The sequence below is a fragment of the Streptomyces sp. NBC_00988 genome (assembly GCF_045162645.1).
Classification (GTDB): domain Bacteria; phylum Actinomycetota; class Actinomycetes; order Streptomycetales; family Streptomycetaceae; genus Streptomyces.
In genome coordinates, this window is record NZ_CP108730.1 from 131,735 (window position 1) to 148,682 (window position 16,948).

The following is a 16,948-nucleotide window of genomic DNA, read 5'->3' on the forward strand; positions in this document are numbered from 1 at the left end:
CATGTGGCGTCCAGACCGCGGCACCCTGCGCTCGACCGGGTTCGTCCTGCTGCTCACCGGCGTGTTCGTGATGGTCAACACCCAGGTCGTGTACGCGGCGAGCAGCAGCAGCGAGACGGGAGATCTCCTCGCCCCGCTGAACATCACCTCCTCCGAGGGCGTGCCGATCAACGGCTACGACCTGAATGCCGAGGGCGGCTCCATCCTCGACTTCAAGGGCCAGACCCTCGCCTTCGCGTTGTCGGGCTTGTTCACCGTGATCCGTCTGCTGGTCGGGCTGGCCGGCTGGTCGGCCGAACTCGCTTTCCGCTTCCCGCTGTTGAAGATCCTGAACCACCCGGCTCAGAAGGTCGCCGACGCCTACGACCATGTCGTCGTCGACACCCTCGGGCTGAAAGGGCTGCTGCTGGCCTGGGGTTTTGTCTTCGCCGGTTTCATGATCGTGCGCGGTCGGGTCGGCCGCGGGCTGGGCGAGATCTTCCTGACCCTGCTGATCGGTGCGCTGGCCGCCTCCACGTTCGTGCGCCCTGACTACCTCCTCGGCCAGGACGGGCCGCTCGGCCAGGCGCAGCAGGTGGCCGCTTCCGTCGCGCAGCAGAGTGTCAACTCCTACGACTGGGGCGGGAAGATCGCCTCCACGGACCCCTGCGCGGGATTGGCCGGCAACGCCGAGCTCACGTGTCTGCAACGGGAGGACGAGGCGCCCGTCTCCGCGGCAGAGGTGGCCCGCCCCTTGCAGGACTCGATCACCAACGCGCTGATCGTCAAGCCTTTCATGTTGCTGGAGTACGGGCGCATCCTCGACCCGGGCAAGGCCTCTGACCGCAAGGCGTACGCCGTCCATCTGAAGTGGGTCACCGGCGGATACCTGCCGAACCCGGACTGGACCCCTTCCGACGAGGCGAAGCACGCCTGCAGGCTCCTCATCGGCGATGCGAAGGACATCTGCGAGAAGGATCACGACAAGGCGTGGCTCGGTTCGGACGGCGACTCGAATCTCCCGCCGCTCACCTCCGGCAGCGAACTCCTGGACACCTCCTCCCCTGCGCTCGTCACCGACGAGGACCGTTCGTTCTCCCTGTTCCTGGACGACATGAAGAAGGCGGGTCCGGTCGGCAAGGCGTGCGCGGCCTACGCCCAGAAGCCCACCTGGTGGCGGGTCGGCGGTGCCGGACTGCTGCTGGTCGCCGCGCTGTTCATCTGCGGCATGCTGCTGTCCGCCGCCATCGTCCTGCTCGGCACTCAGGGCATCTGCGCTGGGGCAGCGGCCGCCGGCGGTGTCACCTTCATCGCGGGCATGCTGCCCGGGCCACCGCGCCAGAGCGTGTGGAAATGGTTGTCGGTGTGGGGGATCTCGATCCTCGCGCTCGAAGCGGAATGCGCGTTCATCCCGTTCTTCGGCATCGCCGTCGACGCCACCATCACCAACGGCCCCGACCTCATGGTCGAGCGGATCCTGCTGATCGACGTGCTGGCGATCGCCGGCGCGGCCGGGCACCGCCGCATGCTGAGCGGCATCACCTCCTTCGGCCGGCGCTCGGCGATGCGGATGCGCTACGCCAAGGTCGGCGGCACGCACCTGCCCGGTGACACCTCCGAGCTCGGTGCGGCCCTCGCGATGAACTCCCCTGCCGCGATGGGTGGTTACGGTGGTGGGCTGCGCATGTTCGCCGGTGGCGGGGGCGGCCGGTTCGGGCTGCTCGGCACCCGCTACCGGCTGCTGGGCGCGCTCACCTCCCTGGCCGACGGCGTCGGCATGCCGATGGACACCGGCGGGATGCTCGCTGACGCCACCGCCGAAGCCGGACGCGGTCTCGCCCCGCTCACCGCCGCGGCAGTCGTCGGCGGTCTGGGGGCACGCCTCGGGCTGCAGGGCTCCCACTGGCTGCTGATCGGCAGGCGGCCGGACAGAGAGCAGCTGGCCAGGTGGCGCAGGCTCACCGCAGCGGGCGGACCGCAAGACGGCGGCCCGCCGCCCGGCGGACCAGGAGGTCCGGGCGGTCCGGGCGGGGGGCCGCGCAGGCCCGGCGGCCCGCCCGACCGGTACCGCAACGACCAGGGCCAGATCGTCAACCCCACCACCGGGCAGGTGCTGCACGACCAGAACACCGACCGCACCCTGCTCTCGACGCGCGCCCACAACCGGCTGGTCCGCTTCCGCGGCTACCGCATCCTCAACCGCGGCGGCCGGGCCGCGTACGGAGGGACGGTCGGGCTGCCGGCCAGCGTCCGCCGCGCCCGCGAGGGCGGCTCGCGCTACACCCAGGACGCACAGCAGCAGGTACGGGTGTGGGCCAACACCGTGCGCGAGGACGCCCGCGTCTGGGGCGACACCGGCCGGCACGTGGCCCGGGCCATGCGGGACGCCGACGACAGGGGCGGCGCAGGACCCTTCAGCGGCCGCCGCCTGCCCGTTGGACGGCCGACACCACCAGGCGGCACGCCCCGGCCGGCTCCTCCCCGTCCAGCCCCCGCCCCCGCACGGCCCGCACGACCGGCGGCCACCACGCCACCGCCCCCACGCCGGAGCGGTCCTGCACCCACGCCCCGGTCCGATCCCGGCGGGGCCGCTCTTCCCGGCGGCGGAAGTCCGCGTAGCCAGACGCGTGAGGAGGCGCGGGCCCGGATGCAGGAGCTGATGCGGCGGACCGCGCCCGACGCGGAACGCCGGCGACAGGAGCGGGCCCGCCGGCGCAACGAGGACGGTGAGGACGAGTGAGCGAGCCCGGGCATCGAACGAAACGGATCAGGCGGTGGGCGTGTGTGATCGCGCTGTTGATGTTCGCCGCCGTGTGCTGCGCCGCCCCGGTGTCGGACGCGATCGGCGCCTACGCGGCGCTGAGGACGGGGGTGAGCGACGACGGCGGGATCGCCGAGGGCGGCAGTGCCGCGGACATCCCGGCGCGCATGCTCACCGCCTACAAGAAGGCCGTCCAGCAGATCGGCCGGTACGTGCCCAGGTGTCAGGGCATGCGCTGGCCGATCCTGGCCGGGATCGCCAAGGTCGAGTCCAACCACGCCACCGGTCACAACATCGCCGACAACGGCGACATCCGCCCGAAGATCTACGGAGTCCTCCTCAACGGCTCCGGTACCGGCGGCAACACCAGCGCCGTCGCGGACACCGACGGCGGCAAATGGGACGGCACCGCGAGTGGGGAGCGTGCCGTCGGGCCGTTTCAGTTCCTGCCCTCCACCTGGGAGTCGACCGGCAAGGACGGCAACGGCGACAAGGTCGCGGACCCGCACAACGCCGATGACGCCGCGCTCGGCGCCGCCGTCTACCTGTGCGGAGGCGGACGTGAACTCACCCAGAGTTCGCAGCTGAAGGCCGCGATCCTGCAGTACAACCACTCGGATGCGTACGTCACGGACGTGCTCGGGTGGATCGACCAGTACACGGCGGCCGCCAAGGACCCGGACCTGAAGAACGTCACGGGCACCGTCCGCACCGTCATCGAGGCGGCACTCTCCCAGCGAGGTGTCCCCTACTCCTGGGGCGGCGGCAACGCGAACGGCACGTCCTACGGCGTCTGTTGCTCGCCGAGCGGCAAGAGCGGCACGAGCGTCAAGGGCTTCGACTGCTCCGGGCTGACCCAGTACGCCTACGCGAGGGCCGGTATCCGTCTGCCGCGCGTCGCGGCCGCCCAGGCCGGTGCCGGTCAGCGGATCCCCGCCGGCCTCGGCCCGCTCGTACTCAAGCCCGGGGACCTGGTCTTCTTCGCCACCGCTCCCGGGCGTGATTCCACGATCTATCACGTCGGGATCTACCTGGGCAGCGGACAGATGGTCAACGCCGCCCGCCCGGGCACCGTCGTGCGCCTGGACGCCGTCAGCACCATGTCCGGCTACGCGGGGGGAGCACGATTGCTGTGACCACCGCCCCGCGCTCGCCGCGTCTTCTGTTGTTGAGCGCCGCCGTGCTCGCCGTCGCCGGCATCGCCCTGCTGGGCATGCCGCACGGTCAGGAACCCCGGGCCACGACGACGACGGAAGCGACCGTCGCTCGCGCCGCCACGGATCCGTCGTCTGCGACCGCGGTGCCTCCTGCCGGCAAGCCGACCGCCGGCACGTCTCCCGCAACGGCGCCCGCCACATCGGCCCCCTCGGCCGTCGAGTCCGCTCTGCCGCCGCACGGCGAGGGCGCGGCCGGCGACCCGGCCGTCCAGCGGAACCTGGAGACGGCCTGGCCCAGCGACCTTCCCGCCGCCGACGAGCGGGGGTTGCTCCCCGCCGGCCGGGCACTGCTGCGCGCGGACGCCACCGGCATCGGCCGCACCCAGTGGCCCACGGTCTTCCCCGACTCGGGCGGGGCGGTGGCCCCGGCGTTCGCCACCGCCGGTTTCCGTATCCAGGCCGCGATCGCCCGCCGCGACCACAGCCCCGACAAGGCAGTGGTCCATCTCGTGTGGGCCGGCACCGACCGCGGCGGCACCTTCACCGACCTCCGCATCACCGACTGGCACTTCACCCGCACCGCCAAGAAAGGAACACCAAGGTGGACTCCGCAGCCCCGCACCTGACCAGCCGGGCCGACGAGACGGCTGCCGGTCAAGTCCTCGGCCTGCTCACCGGCCTGATCGACACCGTCGACTGGCTCTACCACCACTGGTATCTACTCGCCCTGGCCATCGCCACCTGCTGGGGCGTGGGCGAACTGGTGGTCCGCCGGCTCGCGGAGCGGGCCTCGGCGGAGCGGATGGCCTTGGAGCTTATCTCCAACCGGCACTTCGACCCGGGCCTGGAGGAGATCTTCCGGCGCGGCGTCCAGCTCGCCCGCGCGTCCACAGCGATGCCCTGGTGGGCGCCCCGCCGGGCGAAGACCGTGCAGATCCGGCTGCGCGCGGACGGCAGTACCCCGCTGCGCTACCGCGTCGAAGGCCCGGTCGGCGGTGAACGGCTGCTGTCCATCACCCCGTTCGGCCCGGACATCACCGTCAACCGGGCCCGCCCGATCGTCGATGAGCCCCGGACGCACACTGTGCGGGCCGAGTTCATCCTGCGCGGCAAGCTCATCTCTCCGCTGCGCGAGGTGCCGCTCGCCCCCGACCCGCTCCAGCCGCTCGTCGACGCCGTGTCCGACCTCCGCGCCGAGCTCGGCGACCTCGCCGAGATCCGCCTCGACATCCAGCGCGCCCCGAAGTGGGCCCTGCGGGCACGCCGCCTGCAGCTGATGAGCGCCGCGCGCCGGTCCGAACGAAGGGAGGCCCAGCGGGCGGCGCACTGGCTGCGGCAGGACGCCAGCGGCATCGAGGACTCCTGGGGCGGACAGTTGCAGCAGCTCCTCAGCGACCGCCCCGGATCAGGCGCCGGCCGACGGCTGGTGATGCCGCCCGTACCCCGCCGAGTGGAGCCGACGGAGGCGCTGGGCAAACTCGCCGAGGACGACCACCTCGTCCGGGTGCAGCTCCTCGTGATGTGCGCCTCCAACATCGAGGGCCGCGCGCAGGCCCGACTCTCCCAACTCCAGGCCGCCCTCGACGTGTTCGGCGGCCGCTCACGGTGGTCCCTGCGCGGATGGCGGCTGGGACCGTGGCGGATCGGCGCCGACCACTGGCCCACCCGCCGTGGTTTCGAGCGCCGCTGGAACCTGGGGCACTGCCAGCCCCCGCGCGCGAACTGGGTCCGGCTGGAGGAACTGACCGGCCTGCTCAAGCCCCCGACCGTCAACTGCCGTCTGCCGGTGCTCGCCGGGGACCTGCCCACCTTCCAATTCGGCGACCCCGAACTCCTGCTGCAGGGCATCTACCGCGGCCCCGACGGCCGACAGCGGCTCGTTGCCACCTATGCCGAGGAAACCCTCTTCGAGGTCGGGACGGGCAAAGCCGGCGGCGGCAAGACCGAGCGGGCCCTGGCACAGGCAATCGCCTGGGCACACGCCGGCGGAGGACTGGTCTTCGTCGACCCGCACCGCGACTCCTGGCCGCGGTCTCTGCCGTTCCTCGCCCACGACCACCTGATGCCGCGGATCGCACTGGTCGACCTCAACGGCCTCGGCCCCAACCCGCAGGTCAGTTCCTGGAATCCGCTCGGCATGCACCACGGCCAGGCGGCACACGAAGTCGTCGAAGCGATCACCGACGCCTACGCCTCCGCACTGGCCTGGGACGACGCGACCGCTCCGCGCGCACTCACCATCCTCACCGCCACGCTCACCGTCCTGGTCGCCGTCAACGAGGCGGCCTGCCAGGCCGGCCGGCCCGAGGACCAGGCCACGATCTTCCACGTCCGGGCCCTGCTCACCGACGCGGCGTTCCGCACCGCGGCGCTCGCCGCGGTGGCGGACCGGCTGGACGAGGAAACCCGCGCGTGGTGGAAGGTGGTCTTCCCGACCCTGCCGCCCGACGCGTTCGCCGTGGTCCTCAACCCTCTCGCACGCCTGGCCGCCAACCCGGTCACCCGCGCCTTCCTCGGCCAGCCGGCCGGCGTCTACAACATCCGCGCGGCGATGGACTCCAGAATGATCGTGTGGGTGTGCCCGGGAGGCAACGGGCCCACCGACCGCCTCCTGACCGCACTGCTCGCCCGCGATCTGCTGCGGGCCGCACGCTCCCGACGTGACACCCCCGAACACCGGCGGGTGCCGTTCCGCCCGTACTTCGACGAACTGATCACCCTGACCGGCGCGGCCCCGGAGACCATCGCCGCGATGTTCGAGGACCTGCGCAAGTACCGCTGCCACGTCCACGGCATGACCCAACTGCTGTCCCGCCTGCCCACCCCGGTCCGGCTGTCCCTGGTACAGAACGCGTCCACGCTGGCCACCACCGCCGGGTCGACATCCGCGATCGCGCCGATCACCGCGGAGTGGGGCGACAACCCGAGCCCGGACCGGGTCGCCACCATGGAGCGCTTCGAGCACTTCGTCTCCATGAACGTGCGCGGCCATCGCGTCGGGCCCATCCAGTTGCGCGGACCGCACCTCGACGACGTCTTCGCCGCCCAGGCACGCCCGAACAACGTCCCCGCGCTCGAACGGGCCGCCCAGGCGAACGCCGGGGCTCTCCCCCTGGACCACCTCACCGCTCGCGCGGCCGGGCAGCTCGGCCGCGTCACCGCCTTCCTCACCGCACACACCCCTGCCGGCGCCGCCGTCCACCTGTCGAAGGACAACGAATGGAACTGACCATGGAACGAACCACCGCCCAGCCCACGGACCGTACGACGGCGGGCTTCACGCCCAGCCCCGTGGAGCCTCTCGTCCATCAGCTCCTGGCCACGCTCGCCCAGCACCGCATGGCCTCCACCCGTCAACTCCACGTCCTGCTGCGGCCCGACCGCTCCCGCCAGTCAGTCTCCGAGCGCCTGAACCAGCTGCTCGGCGAACGCCTGGTCGACTTCGTCGAACTGCCCCGGTCCAACCGCACCCGGGTCTGGTACCTCACACCGAAGGGCGCCCGCCTGACGAGGGGCTGGCCCGCGCTGCGCGGCCGCCCGCCGTATCCGATCACCTCGGCCACGGCCGCCTCGCTGAAGACCCCGCACACCCTGACCGTGCTGCGCACCCACCTGGAGTTCGTCGCCGATGCCCGCCGGCGCGGCGACGAACACGGTCACCTCGACTGGACACTGGAGGTGTTCCACGCGATCGGCGACGGCGAGAAAGCCGTGGCCGACGCGTTCCTGCACCACACCCTCGTCGACGGCCGACAGCGGCGGAAACTGCGGGCGTTCGTCGAGGTCGACCGGGCCACCATGAGCAGCGAGCGCCTCGCGGCCAAGCTGATCGAGTACGCACGGCTGTGGTCCTACGAACCACAGCCGGTCGGCCGGCGCCGGCAGCAGACCGGGCCCGGCCGGCTGCGCTGGTACCCCGTCTTCCCCCGCGTCCTGTTCGTCCTGACCGGCGCCGGACGCCAGGCGATGGACAACCGGATCAACGACCTCAAGGCCATGACCGCCCACCACCCGCTCGTGGCCGACCTCGCCCGCGAGGTCCCGCTCGGAGCCGTCGTCCTGGAAGAGCTCGAACAGCACGGCGCCACCTGCGACGTGTGGACGCCACTGGCCGGCGGCAGCTCGCGTCCATGGACCGAGCTGTGACACCCCATCACGCCCGAGGCCGAATGTCGCAGCTCTGCAACCACCACAGAAACCGCTTGAAACTTTGCTCACGCGAAGCAATAGTTTACTACTGCACAGCGCGGCGTCAGCGTGAACAGGCCGCGTGTGCACCGAACTTAGGGGAAGTCGGATGACATCAGCTCCTGGCGACATTCGCAGCAACGAACTGTGCGCCGTCAGCACGTGGCCCGTCTCGGCCCAGGCCGTCACACACATCGGAAGCGCCTGCGTGGTCGAGGGGACCGGCGACTTCGACCCGGCCGATCTGCAACTGGTGCGCCGCCAGTTCCCGGACCGGCTCGTCACCCTCGACGGCAACGTGATCACCGTATGGCCGCCGCCCACACCCGCCCCGTGAACCCACTCCCCCTCCGAACAAAGACCACCCCGGCATACCGGGACCGGGCACCGCAACCAGCTCACCCCAGGACCGCTTCACGGAAAGGACGCACCTCATGAGCACATGGATCACCGCAGCGCCCGGCAGGCACCTGGCCACACTGACGCTCACAGCCGGGCTGGGCCTCGGAGTCGCCGGCTGTTCGGACGGCGGACCCCAGCAGGACCTCCTGGCGGCCGCGTCAGGGTCCAGCGAGGCCTCTCCCCACGAGCAACTGGTCCGGACCGGCGAGGCGCTGGCCGATCTCCAGGGGCAGAACGGTCTGTCACTGACGATCACGTCGGCCGAACGGGACCCGTCCATGTACCTCACCGTCCGCGGCGACCTGAAGAACGACGGAGCCGAAACAGCCGTCGTCCCCGCCGAGTTGCGCGGCGACGAACTCGCCGTCCTCAGAACTGGACCGTCACTGGCCGGGGCCACCGTGACCGACTTCGGCCGGCACAAGCGCTACTACGTCCTGCGCGACACGAGCGGCCACCCCCTCACCACGACCGGCCTGTCCACACTGAAAGCCGGCGAGAGCGTCCACGTCTTCATGCAGTTCCCCGCACCGCCCACGACGACAAACACGGTCGGTTTCCAACTGCCCCTGTTCGACACCGCGACCATCAAGATCTCCGAATGAGGTGAGAGACCGCATGCGCCCGATCCGATCCCGCTTCACGGCCCCGCTCTTCGCTCTCACCCTCCTGGGCGCGGCCCTCAACGTGGCCGCAGGCGGCATCCAGCAGGCAGCCGCCGGCCCGTACCAGAGCGGCCCGGGCCTCGCGCTGCGCGGCGGTGCGACGCTCGCCCCGCCCAGGATTCTCGATCTCGGTTCGGACCCTGTCGCCATCAGTCAGGTGGTCGGAGACCAGGACGGCTCCGAACGGCGCCAGAACACGAACGCGGAGGTGACATACGAACTCCAGACAGAGGTGCTGTTCGCCAAGGACAGCGCCCGGCCGAGCAGCTCGGCGCAGTCCCACATCGCCGCGATCACCAGGGAGATCAACCATCAGCGGCCAGCATTGGTCCGCGTCTCCGGCTTCACCGACGATCTCGGTCCCTCCGCCCACGGCGACCTGCTGTCCCGACAGCGGGCCCAAGCCGTGCAGACCGTCCTGGCCGACGGGCTCCCGCCAACGGTCAGCTTCGCAACCCGGGGATTCGGCGAGCGGCATCCGATCGCCTCCAACACCACAGAGGCCGGCCGGAGAGAGAACCGGCGCGTCGAGATCTCATTCCAGCCAACAGGAAGATGACCCATGCAGCACCAAACGCAGTGCACGCCAGACCGTCCGCAGGCAGAACGAGCGAATACACAGCACACAAGTTCCGAAAGCGACCAGATGCGACCAGAGTTAATTGAGTCAACTCGATCAGGCTACCGGGAAGTCCGCTGGCATATGCGTAACCTTGCGGCCACGCAAACGCATCACCACAGCTCGACCAGGCCGCAGGCTGCGCATGGACATTACAGAGCCCGGTGCTGCGGTCTCCACGCATCGCGTTCGTACGGGGAGACAACGTGACACGAGAAGACCGACGCATGCCATGGCTCACCACTGTTCGCATCCGAAACCGCGTAACAGCGCTCTTGATCGCTGGCAGCCTGGTCGCGCTTGCCGGTTGCAACGACAACAAAATCTCGTCGCAAGACAATGCCAAGAACACAGCGTCGGCATCGACTCCAGCTTCATCAACACCGGATGCTTCGTCGGCCTCCCCCAGCGTGGACCCAGGAGCCCCGATCGTAGCGGCGTATCGGCACTACTGGGACGAAAAGGTCGCCGCGTACGCGAAGGCCAGCGTTCAGGGGACGCAGCTGAAGAAGTACGCCGTTGCCGATGCCTACGCCGCCGCCGAGACGGAAGTGAACTCGCTTAAGGCCAAAGGGCTCGTGGCCACTGGTCGGCCCACTCTGTCGCCCAAGGTCACGTCCGTCGACACCAACCGCAAAGTGCCGCAGGGTTCCCTGACCGATTGCACAGACGTCTCGCAGTGGAAGCTGGTGAAAGCCTCCACTGACCAGGAAGTCGCGCTGCCCAAGGGCCGCCGGACGAAGTACGTCACCAATGCCGTCGCAGAGAAGTGGTACGGCCAGTGGGTGATCGTCAAAGTGACGCCGGAGGACCAGGCATGCTGAAGCGTCCCGCCGCCATCAGCCTCATGGCCGCCGCCTTAGTGGCTGCAGGCTCGGCCTCCGCTCATGCGGGCGATGACCCCAACATCAGCACTGGCAACTGCGACCTGATGTCGTTTTGTGTAGGCGTGGGCACCGATGGCCACGACGGCAAGAACAGCCAGGGCACTGGGAAGGGACACAACGCCTCGAACGGCGGCAAGAAGTCCGACTGCACGGTGCGGCGTATGGCCCCCCAGCCGCCCCCGGGCAGTCTCTTTTACCCAGGCGAAGGAAAGATCGCCTATGAACGAGCCTGCACTGGCGGAGGCACCACCTTCTTCGGAGCAGCCCCGGGCGCCAATGTGCCAGCCGTAGACCCCGCTGTCCTTGCGCAGCAAGCCGTGGACAAGATGAAGCTCGCTGGACCCGACGTCGTCAGTCCACGCGCGGCCGGCAAATACACCGTCGGCGTCCCGGTATGGATGTGGGTCAACCAGAGCGCCACCACATACGGGCCGAACTCGGCATCAGCAACGGCAGGCGGTGTAACCGTCACTGCTACTGCGCAGGTGTCCCTGATCGTGTGGCACATGGGTGACGGTACGACGGTGACGTGCACTGGCCCCGGAACGCCCTATGCGGCGTCCGCCGGTATGGCCGAGTCGCCGACCTGCGGACACATGTACTCCACGACGTCGGCCAGTCAGGCGTCCGGCAAGTACAAGTTGACCGCCACTTCGACGTGGACGATCAACTGGCAGGTCGCCGGAGGCGGCCAGACGGGCCAGCTCACCGAGAACCGACAGACCCAGACGCAGGTGGCGATCGGCGAACTCCAGGTCGTCAGGTAACGCCACCGGAAGGGATGCAGCTTGAGCAAGACCCAAGAACGCACAGGGACAACCAGCGCGAGCGGAGTCCCCCAGCAAGGGCAGGTGGCCGCACCGGTCGCTCCGCCGAGAGTGTCGGCCCGCAGGCGCCGGCCGGGCGTGATTGCCCTGTCGCTGGCGCTGATCGCCGCCGGTGGAGCGGGTGTTGCGGTCCTGCTGCTGCAGGTGGGCCACCGCACGGAGGTGGTCACCGTGGTCCGCGACGTCCAGGTCGGCCAGGTCCTCACCGAACAGGATCTGGGGACGGCCTCGATCTCCCTGGACCCGGCGGTGAAGGCCGTCCACGCGGATGACGTGAAGGCGGTGGTGGGCAAGCGGGCGGCCGTGGAGCTGCAGCCCGGCTCGCTGCTGACGCCGTCTCAGGTGACCAAGGACTCTCTGGTAAAGGCCGGTGAGCAACTAGTGCCGATCGGGCTCAAGCCCGAACAGGTTCCCGCCACCAGTCTGGTGCCCGGCCAGAGAGTCGAGCTGGTCCACGTTCCCGCGCAGGGCGACACGGACACCGACAAGACATCCACCGCTCCGGAGACGATCACCGGACGCGTCGTGAAGGCCTCCAAGGCCGCCCCTGGCACCGGGATTGTGGTCGTCGACGTCGCGACCTCCGCCACCGACGGCCCGACCGTCGCCGCGTGGGTGTCGGCGAGCGCACTGCGCCTGGTCCTCACCGCTCCGGACGGCAACTGATGGCCGTCATCGCCCTGGCCGGCTGCCCCGGAGCACCCGGGGTGACGACCACTGCGCTCGCCCTGCTGCTGTCGTGGCCGCTGGAGCCGGGCCGGAAGATGATCCTGGCCGAGTGCGACCCGGACGGCGGGGCCGTCCTGCACGGACTGCTCCAGGGCACGCTCGGCGACCGGCACGGGCTGCGCAACCTCTCGGTGGCCGCCCGCAAGGGCGAGTTCGGCGATGCCTTCTGGCGCCAGCTGATCGCCCTGAACGGCAAGGACGGCAAGGACGGACAACCCGAGTCACCACGTGACCGAATCCTGCTGCCCGGCATCACCGACCCCGCCCAGGCGGCGAGCCTGGGCTCGGTGTGGAAGGGTCTGGCGTCCATGTTCCGGGGCATTGAGACCGACCACGGCCACGACGTCCTCATCGATCTCGGCCGCAGCGGCGCCTTCGGTCTTTCCGGGGTGCTGGCCGAGCAGGCGGATGCCGTAATCGTGGTGGTGCGCAACACTCTGCGCTGCCTGCAGGCTGCGCAGGCCCGGGTGACGGCACTGGAGGAACGCGTCGGGGACGTCGGCCTGTTGGTGATCGACGAAGGCCCCTACCCGGCGGGCGAGGTCCAGCAAGTACTCCAGGTTCCGGTCGTGGCTACCTTGCCGCATGCGCCGGAGGACGCCCGGGTGCTGTCCGACGGCGCCGAACAGCCCCGCCGCTTCACCAAGTCACCGCTGATGAAGGCCGCCCGCACGAGCAGCGCCCTCCTGATGCAGCGAGCCGCCGTACGCCGCTCCCGCCTCGATCAGCGCCGCGCCTTCGCCGGCGGGGAGGCGAACCGTGGACGCTAAGCCTCTGCACCCCGATCCCTCCGTCACTCCCTTGCCCGGCCGCCCTCAGCAGACGTACCGGACTCCGGCCGGAACCGCCTCAAGTGTGCACGCGGTCGGCGCAGCAGCACCGCAGGTCACCGTCGACTACCAGGCCGCCCGGGACATCGCGGCCCAGGTCGCCCGGCAGCGTGAGGAGTTGCTGAAGAGAGTCCCGAGCATGGACCGGGCCAGCGAGGAGCAGCGCTGCCTGGACTGGATCAACGAGGCGGTCGCGCTCTGGTCGGACGCGCACGCGATGACACCGTACGAGGACGGGGCGCTGCGGCGTGCCGTCTACGACCGGCTCTACCGGGCTGGGCGGCTGCAGCCGTATCTGGACGACGAGCGGGTCGAGGACATCATCATCCAGGGCCCGGACGAGGTGTGGCTCGACTACGGCGACGGCGAACGCCGCATGGTCGGCCCGATCGCGGACTCGGAAGAAGAACTCCTCGAACTGCTCAGGGAGTTGGCCCGCGACTCCGGGCACAACGAGCGCACTATCTCCACCGCGAACCCCACCCTCGCCCTCTCGCTGCCGGACGGCTCCCGTCTGCAGGCGATCACCGGGCTCGGCCCGATGACGTATGCGGTCATCCGCCGCCACCGGGTCTCCCACGCAGGCCTTGACGATCTGGTGCGGCTGGGCACGATCGACCCGATCCTGCGGGAGTTCCTCGGCGCCTGCGTCCGCGCGGAGAAGAACGTCCTGATCGCGGGCAGGCAGAAAGCCGGGAAAACCACACTTTTGCGGGCGATGCTCAAGGAGTTCGACCCGGACTGCCGCTTCGCCACCATCCAGACCGAGGACGAACTGTTCGCCCACAACAACGGCTACCACCGCCAGGTCGTCTCCCTGGTCGGGCGCGAGTCCAACGGAGAGAAGGACGTCACCGGCCGCGGCGCGGGCGAGTTCAACCTGCTGGACCTGATGCATCCCGCGCTGCGGATGTCGCTGGAGCGGATCGTGGTCGGTGAGGTCCGCGGCCCCGAAGTCGTCGCCATGATGCAGGCGTTGACGAACGGGTCGGGCGGCAACCTGTGCACCATCCACGCGCGTCGCCCCGACATCGTCTTCGACCGGATCGCCGAGCTATATGCGCTCGCCCAGGGCAACCTGTCCGAACAGCTCGCCTACCGGCAGACCGCCAACGGCCTGGACTTCATCGTATTCCTCGACATGACGGACGAGACGCAGATCGGCGGCTCCCGGCACCGCTACGTCTCCCACGTCCTGGAGGTGACCGGGCTCGGCGAGTCCGGTCGCCCGGCCACCAACGAGATCTTCGCTCCCGGAAGGGAGTTCGGGGAGCTGCGCGCGGTGCCGCGCATGGACCCGGGCTGCGTGGATGACCTGCGCCGCGTGGGCTTCGACTCCGGCCTGCTCCAACTGCCCTACGGGGCCTGGGAGCAGCCGCTCGCCCTGAAGGTGGAGGCCGGCCGGTGATCCTGTTGTGGGCACTGCTCAGTGGCATGGCCGTCATCGGCGGACTGATCGGCGTCATCGCCGGTGTAGTGGGGACGTCGGCGCCGCGCCGGGCCCCGCTGCGCGAGCGGTGGAAGGCGATGCGCGGCGGCACGGAGCAGGGCGAGGGGGTCCGGCTGCGACGACGCACGCTGACCGTCGCGGCGCTGGTGGTGTTCGTGGCCGTGTGGCTGCTCTCCGGGAATTTCGTGGCCGGTGCGGTGGTGGGTGCGGCGGTGGTCGGGGTGCCATGGCTGATCTCGCCGGCGCAGATCGCGCAGGAGCGTATCGGGCAGTTGGAGGCGCTGAGCGAGTGGACGCAGCGGCTGGCCGGGCTGCTGCGGCTGGGCATGGGACTGGAACAGGCGATGATCACCAGTCGTCGGGGTGCCCCGGAGGAGCTGGCCGGGCAGATCGTCAACCTCTCCGACCGGCTGCGCCTGGGATGGCGTCCCGAGGAGGCGCTCCGCGCGTTCGCCGACGAGCTCGACGACATCACCGCCGACAAGGTGGCGGCCGCGCTGATCCTCTCGGTCAACGACCGCGGCCCGGGCCTCGCCCAGGGCCTGGAGGACCTGGCGGCCACCGTCCGCGACGAGGTCGCCGGCAAGCGGAAGGTCGAGGCAGACCGCGCCAAGAGCCGGACGACCGTACGGTGGATGACCCTCATCACTCTGGGCATCGTCGTCGCCGGATTCTTCGTGCCGTCCTTCACCCGCCCCTACAACACCCTGCTGGGACAACTGGTGTTGGCGTTCCTGACCGCCGGATTCATCGCCACGCTCGCCCTGATGCGCTCGCTGGGCACCTTCCGGCACATCGCCCGATTCCTGATCGCCGACGCGCGCAGCACCGTCCGCCTGCCCACACCCGCTCCAGAACCGGCCGGGGAACGCGCGCAAGGAGTCACACAGTGAGCCTGCTCCCCGTCCTAGCGGCCGGAGGCACCGTGGGCGCCGGCGTCGCCCTCCTGGTGCGTGAACTGCTGCAGCCGCAGCCCGCGTTGGCGGCAGCCCTTCGGCGCACCGGCCCCGCGAGCCTGAGCATGCCGGAGCCGGAGCTGGATCAGGAGGAACGGTGGGGCAGGTGGCTGCTGGCCCGCATAGAGCACCTGCCCGGCGTCCGGATCCCCACCAAGAACCTTGCCCTGCTCGGTCAGGGGCCCGGCCAGTTCATGCTGAGGAAGACCGCGCTCGCCGCGCTCGGTCTGCTCTGCCCCGTGCTGGTGTCCGTCCCGTGGATCATCGCGGGCGTCTCCCTGCCCTTCTACGTGCCCGCGGCCGCCGGACTCGCCATCGCTGCCCTGTTGTTCATCACGCCTGACCTCGCCGTGCGCGACCAGGCCAAGCGGGCACGGGAGGAGTTCGCCCACGCCCTGTCCGCCTACCTGGACCTGGTGGCGCTGAAGCGGGCCGCGGACGCCGGGCCTGCCGAGGCCCTGGAGAAGGCCGCTGCTGTCGGGCGGGGCTGGCCGTTTCTGTATCTGCAGGGCGCGTTGCGCCGGGCCCGGCTGGAGAAGATCCCGCCGTACCAGGCACTGTCCGAACTCGCCGACGAGTACGACCTGCCCGTCCTGACGGACGTCGCCGACATCATGCGCGGCTCGGCCACCGACGGCGCCGCCGTCTACAAGGCCCTGCGGGCCCGCACTGCCGCACTCAACACCGAACTCCTTGCAGACCAGGCTGCCGAGGCCAACGCCGCCAGCGAGAAGATGACCGCCCCCGGCGCTCTCCTCGCCGTCTTGGTCATGTTGTTGATGGCTTTCCCTGCAGTGATCCGCATGCTCACCGTCTGACCTGTCTCGCCCATCGCACTCGCTGAATCTGTTGGAGGAGCACGCCCGATGAAGTACACCGCATTCCGGTCCTACCGCGCCGCCCGCTGGCTGGCCACGCGCATGGAGGAGGCCTCCCGTCAGCCGGACCGTGGCGATATCAGCATCACCACCGTCATCATCTGGGTTGCCGCCGTCGGAGGCGCCCTGGCGATCGCCGGCACGATCGCCGTAGTGATCGCGAAGTACAACCTGAGCCTGAGCGGGATCTGATGCCGAGCGGCGCCCGTATCCGGGCCTGGTGGGACGGGCGGCGCTGGGGTGATGACCGCGGCGACGCCTCGATCCAGATGGCGATCGTCTTCCCGGTCATCCTGCTCACCACTATTGCCGTCATCCAGGCCTCCATGTGGTACTACGCCCGGGAGATCGCCCTGACCGCCGCCCGCGAAGGCCTCACCGCGGCGCGCGCCTACCAGGCGTCCCCCGCAGACGGTACGGCCCGCGCGCAGGAGGTCCTCGCCCGGAGTGCGGGAGACAGCCTGCGCGGCTACGGCGTCACGGCCACCAGCGACGGACAACGCGTGCGCGTCCAGGTGTCCGGTACGGCCCTGTCGATGATCCCGGGCCTGTCAGGCCTCACGATCACGCAGTCGGCGTCGGGTCCCGTCGAACGCTGGACGACGGCAGGGGGGTGAATC

Annotated in this window: 17 protein-coding genes; all 17 read left to right on the top strand. The window is 70.1% G+C overall.

Annotation, left to right across the window (positions count from 1 at the left end):
• Window position 1 precedes the first annotated feature (1 nt).
• Window positions 2–2,719 (top strand): hypothetical protein, encoded by a 2,718-nt coding sequence (locus OG496_RS00620; RefSeq protein WP_405969063.1) that lies wholly within the window; start codon window positions 2–4, stop codon window positions 2,717–2,719.
• A gap of 44 nt (window positions 2,720–2,763) precedes the next feature.
• Window positions 2,764–3,876, top strand: a complete 1,113-nt coding sequence (locus OG496_RS00625; RefSeq protein WP_405969064.1) for a C40 family peptidase — start codon at window positions 2,764–2,766, stop codon at window positions 3,874–3,876.
• Window positions 3,873–4,523: a hypothetical protein gene (locus OG496_RS00630; protein WP_405969065.1), complete on the top strand. Its 651-nt coding sequence runs from the start codon at window positions 3,873–3,875 to the stop codon at window positions 4,521–4,523. Before OG496_RS00625 ends, OG496_RS00630 begins: the two co-directional genes overlap by 4 nt.
• Complete coding sequence (locus OG496_RS00635; RefSeq protein WP_405969066.1) at window positions 4,499–7,126, top strand: ATP/GTP-binding protein; 2,628 nt, start codon at window positions 4,499–4,501, stop codon at window positions 7,124–7,126. Before OG496_RS00630 ends, OG496_RS00635 begins: the two co-directional genes overlap by 25 nt.
• Before the next feature lie 2 nt (window positions 7,127–7,128).
• A complete protein-coding gene (locus OG496_RS00640) occupies window positions 7,129–8,043 on the top strand; it encodes a replication-relaxation family protein (protein WP_405969067.1) in 915 nt (304 codons plus the stop codon).
• A 151-nt stretch (window positions 8,044–8,194) separates the two neighbouring features.
• Window positions 8,195–8,422 carry a hypothetical protein gene (locus OG496_RS00645; RefSeq protein ID WP_405969068.1) on the top strand — a complete coding sequence of 76 codons (228 nt, stop codon included), beginning with the start codon at window positions 8,195–8,197 and terminating at the stop codon, window positions 8,420–8,422.
• A 97-nt stretch (window positions 8,423–8,519) separates the two neighbouring features.
• Window positions 8,520–9,092 carry a hypothetical protein gene (locus tag OG496_RS00650; RefSeq protein WP_405969069.1) on the top strand — a complete coding sequence of 191 codons (573 nt, stop codon included), beginning with the start codon at window positions 8,520–8,522 and terminating at the stop codon, window positions 9,090–9,092.
• A gap of 13 nt (window positions 9,093–9,105) precedes the next feature.
• Window positions 9,106–9,711 (top strand): OmpA family protein, encoded by a 606-nt coding sequence (locus OG496_RS00655; RefSeq protein WP_405969070.1) that lies wholly within the window; start codon window positions 9,106–9,108, stop codon window positions 9,709–9,711.
• 287 nt (window positions 9,712–9,998) lie between these two features.
• On the top strand, window positions 9,999–10,595 hold the full coding sequence (locus OG496_RS00660) for a hypothetical protein (RefSeq protein WP_405969071.1): 597 nt from the start codon (window positions 9,999–10,001) through the stop codon (window positions 10,593–10,595).
• Window positions 10,589–11,425, top strand: a complete 837-nt coding sequence (locus tag OG496_RS00665) for an ATP/GTP-binding protein (RefSeq protein ID WP_405969072.1) — start codon at window positions 10,589–10,591, stop codon at window positions 11,423–11,425. Before OG496_RS00660 ends, OG496_RS00665 begins: the two co-directional genes overlap by 7 nt.
• A 21-nt stretch (window positions 11,426–11,446) precedes the next feature.
• Window positions 11,447–12,151, top strand: coding sequence for an SAF domain-containing protein (locus OG496_RS00670; protein ID WP_405969073.1), 705 nt, complete (start codon window positions 11,447–11,449; stop codon window positions 12,149–12,151).
• Window positions 12,151–12,984, top strand: a complete 834-nt coding sequence (locus OG496_RS00675; protein ID WP_405969074.1) for a hypothetical protein — start codon at window positions 12,151–12,153, stop codon at window positions 12,982–12,984. Before OG496_RS00670 ends, OG496_RS00675 begins: the two co-directional genes overlap by 1 nt.
• Window positions 12,974–14,452, top strand: a complete 1,479-nt coding sequence (locus tag OG496_RS00680) for a CpaF family protein (protein ID WP_405969075.1) — start codon at window positions 12,974–12,976, stop codon at window positions 14,450–14,452. Before OG496_RS00675 ends, OG496_RS00680 begins: the two co-directional genes overlap by 11 nt.
• Window positions 14,449–15,387: a type II secretion system F family protein gene (locus OG496_RS00685; protein ID WP_405969076.1), complete on the top strand. Its 939-nt coding sequence runs from the start codon at window positions 14,449–14,451 to the stop codon at window positions 15,385–15,387. The genes OG496_RS00680 and OG496_RS00685 overlap by 4 nt, the downstream gene beginning before the upstream one ends.
• Window positions 15,384–16,268: a type II secretion system F family protein gene (locus OG496_RS00690; RefSeq protein ID WP_405969077.1), complete on the top strand. Its 885-nt coding sequence runs from the start codon at window positions 15,384–15,386 to the stop codon at window positions 16,266–16,268. Before OG496_RS00685 ends, OG496_RS00690 begins: the two co-directional genes overlap by 4 nt.
• A gap of 48 nt (window positions 16,269–16,316) precedes the next feature.
• Entirely contained in the window at window positions 16,317–16,520 is a 204-nt protein-coding gene (locus tag OG496_RS00695; protein ID WP_405969078.1) for a hypothetical protein, read from the top strand.
• The gene (locus tag OG496_RS00700) at window positions 16,520–16,945 is read left to right on the top strand and encodes a TadE family protein (RefSeq protein WP_405969079.1); all 426 of its coding nucleotides are present in this window, start codon (window positions 16,520–16,522) and stop codon (window positions 16,943–16,945) included. The genes OG496_RS00695 and OG496_RS00700 overlap by 1 nt, the downstream gene beginning before the upstream one ends.
• Window positions 16,946–16,948: the final 3 nt, after the last annotated feature.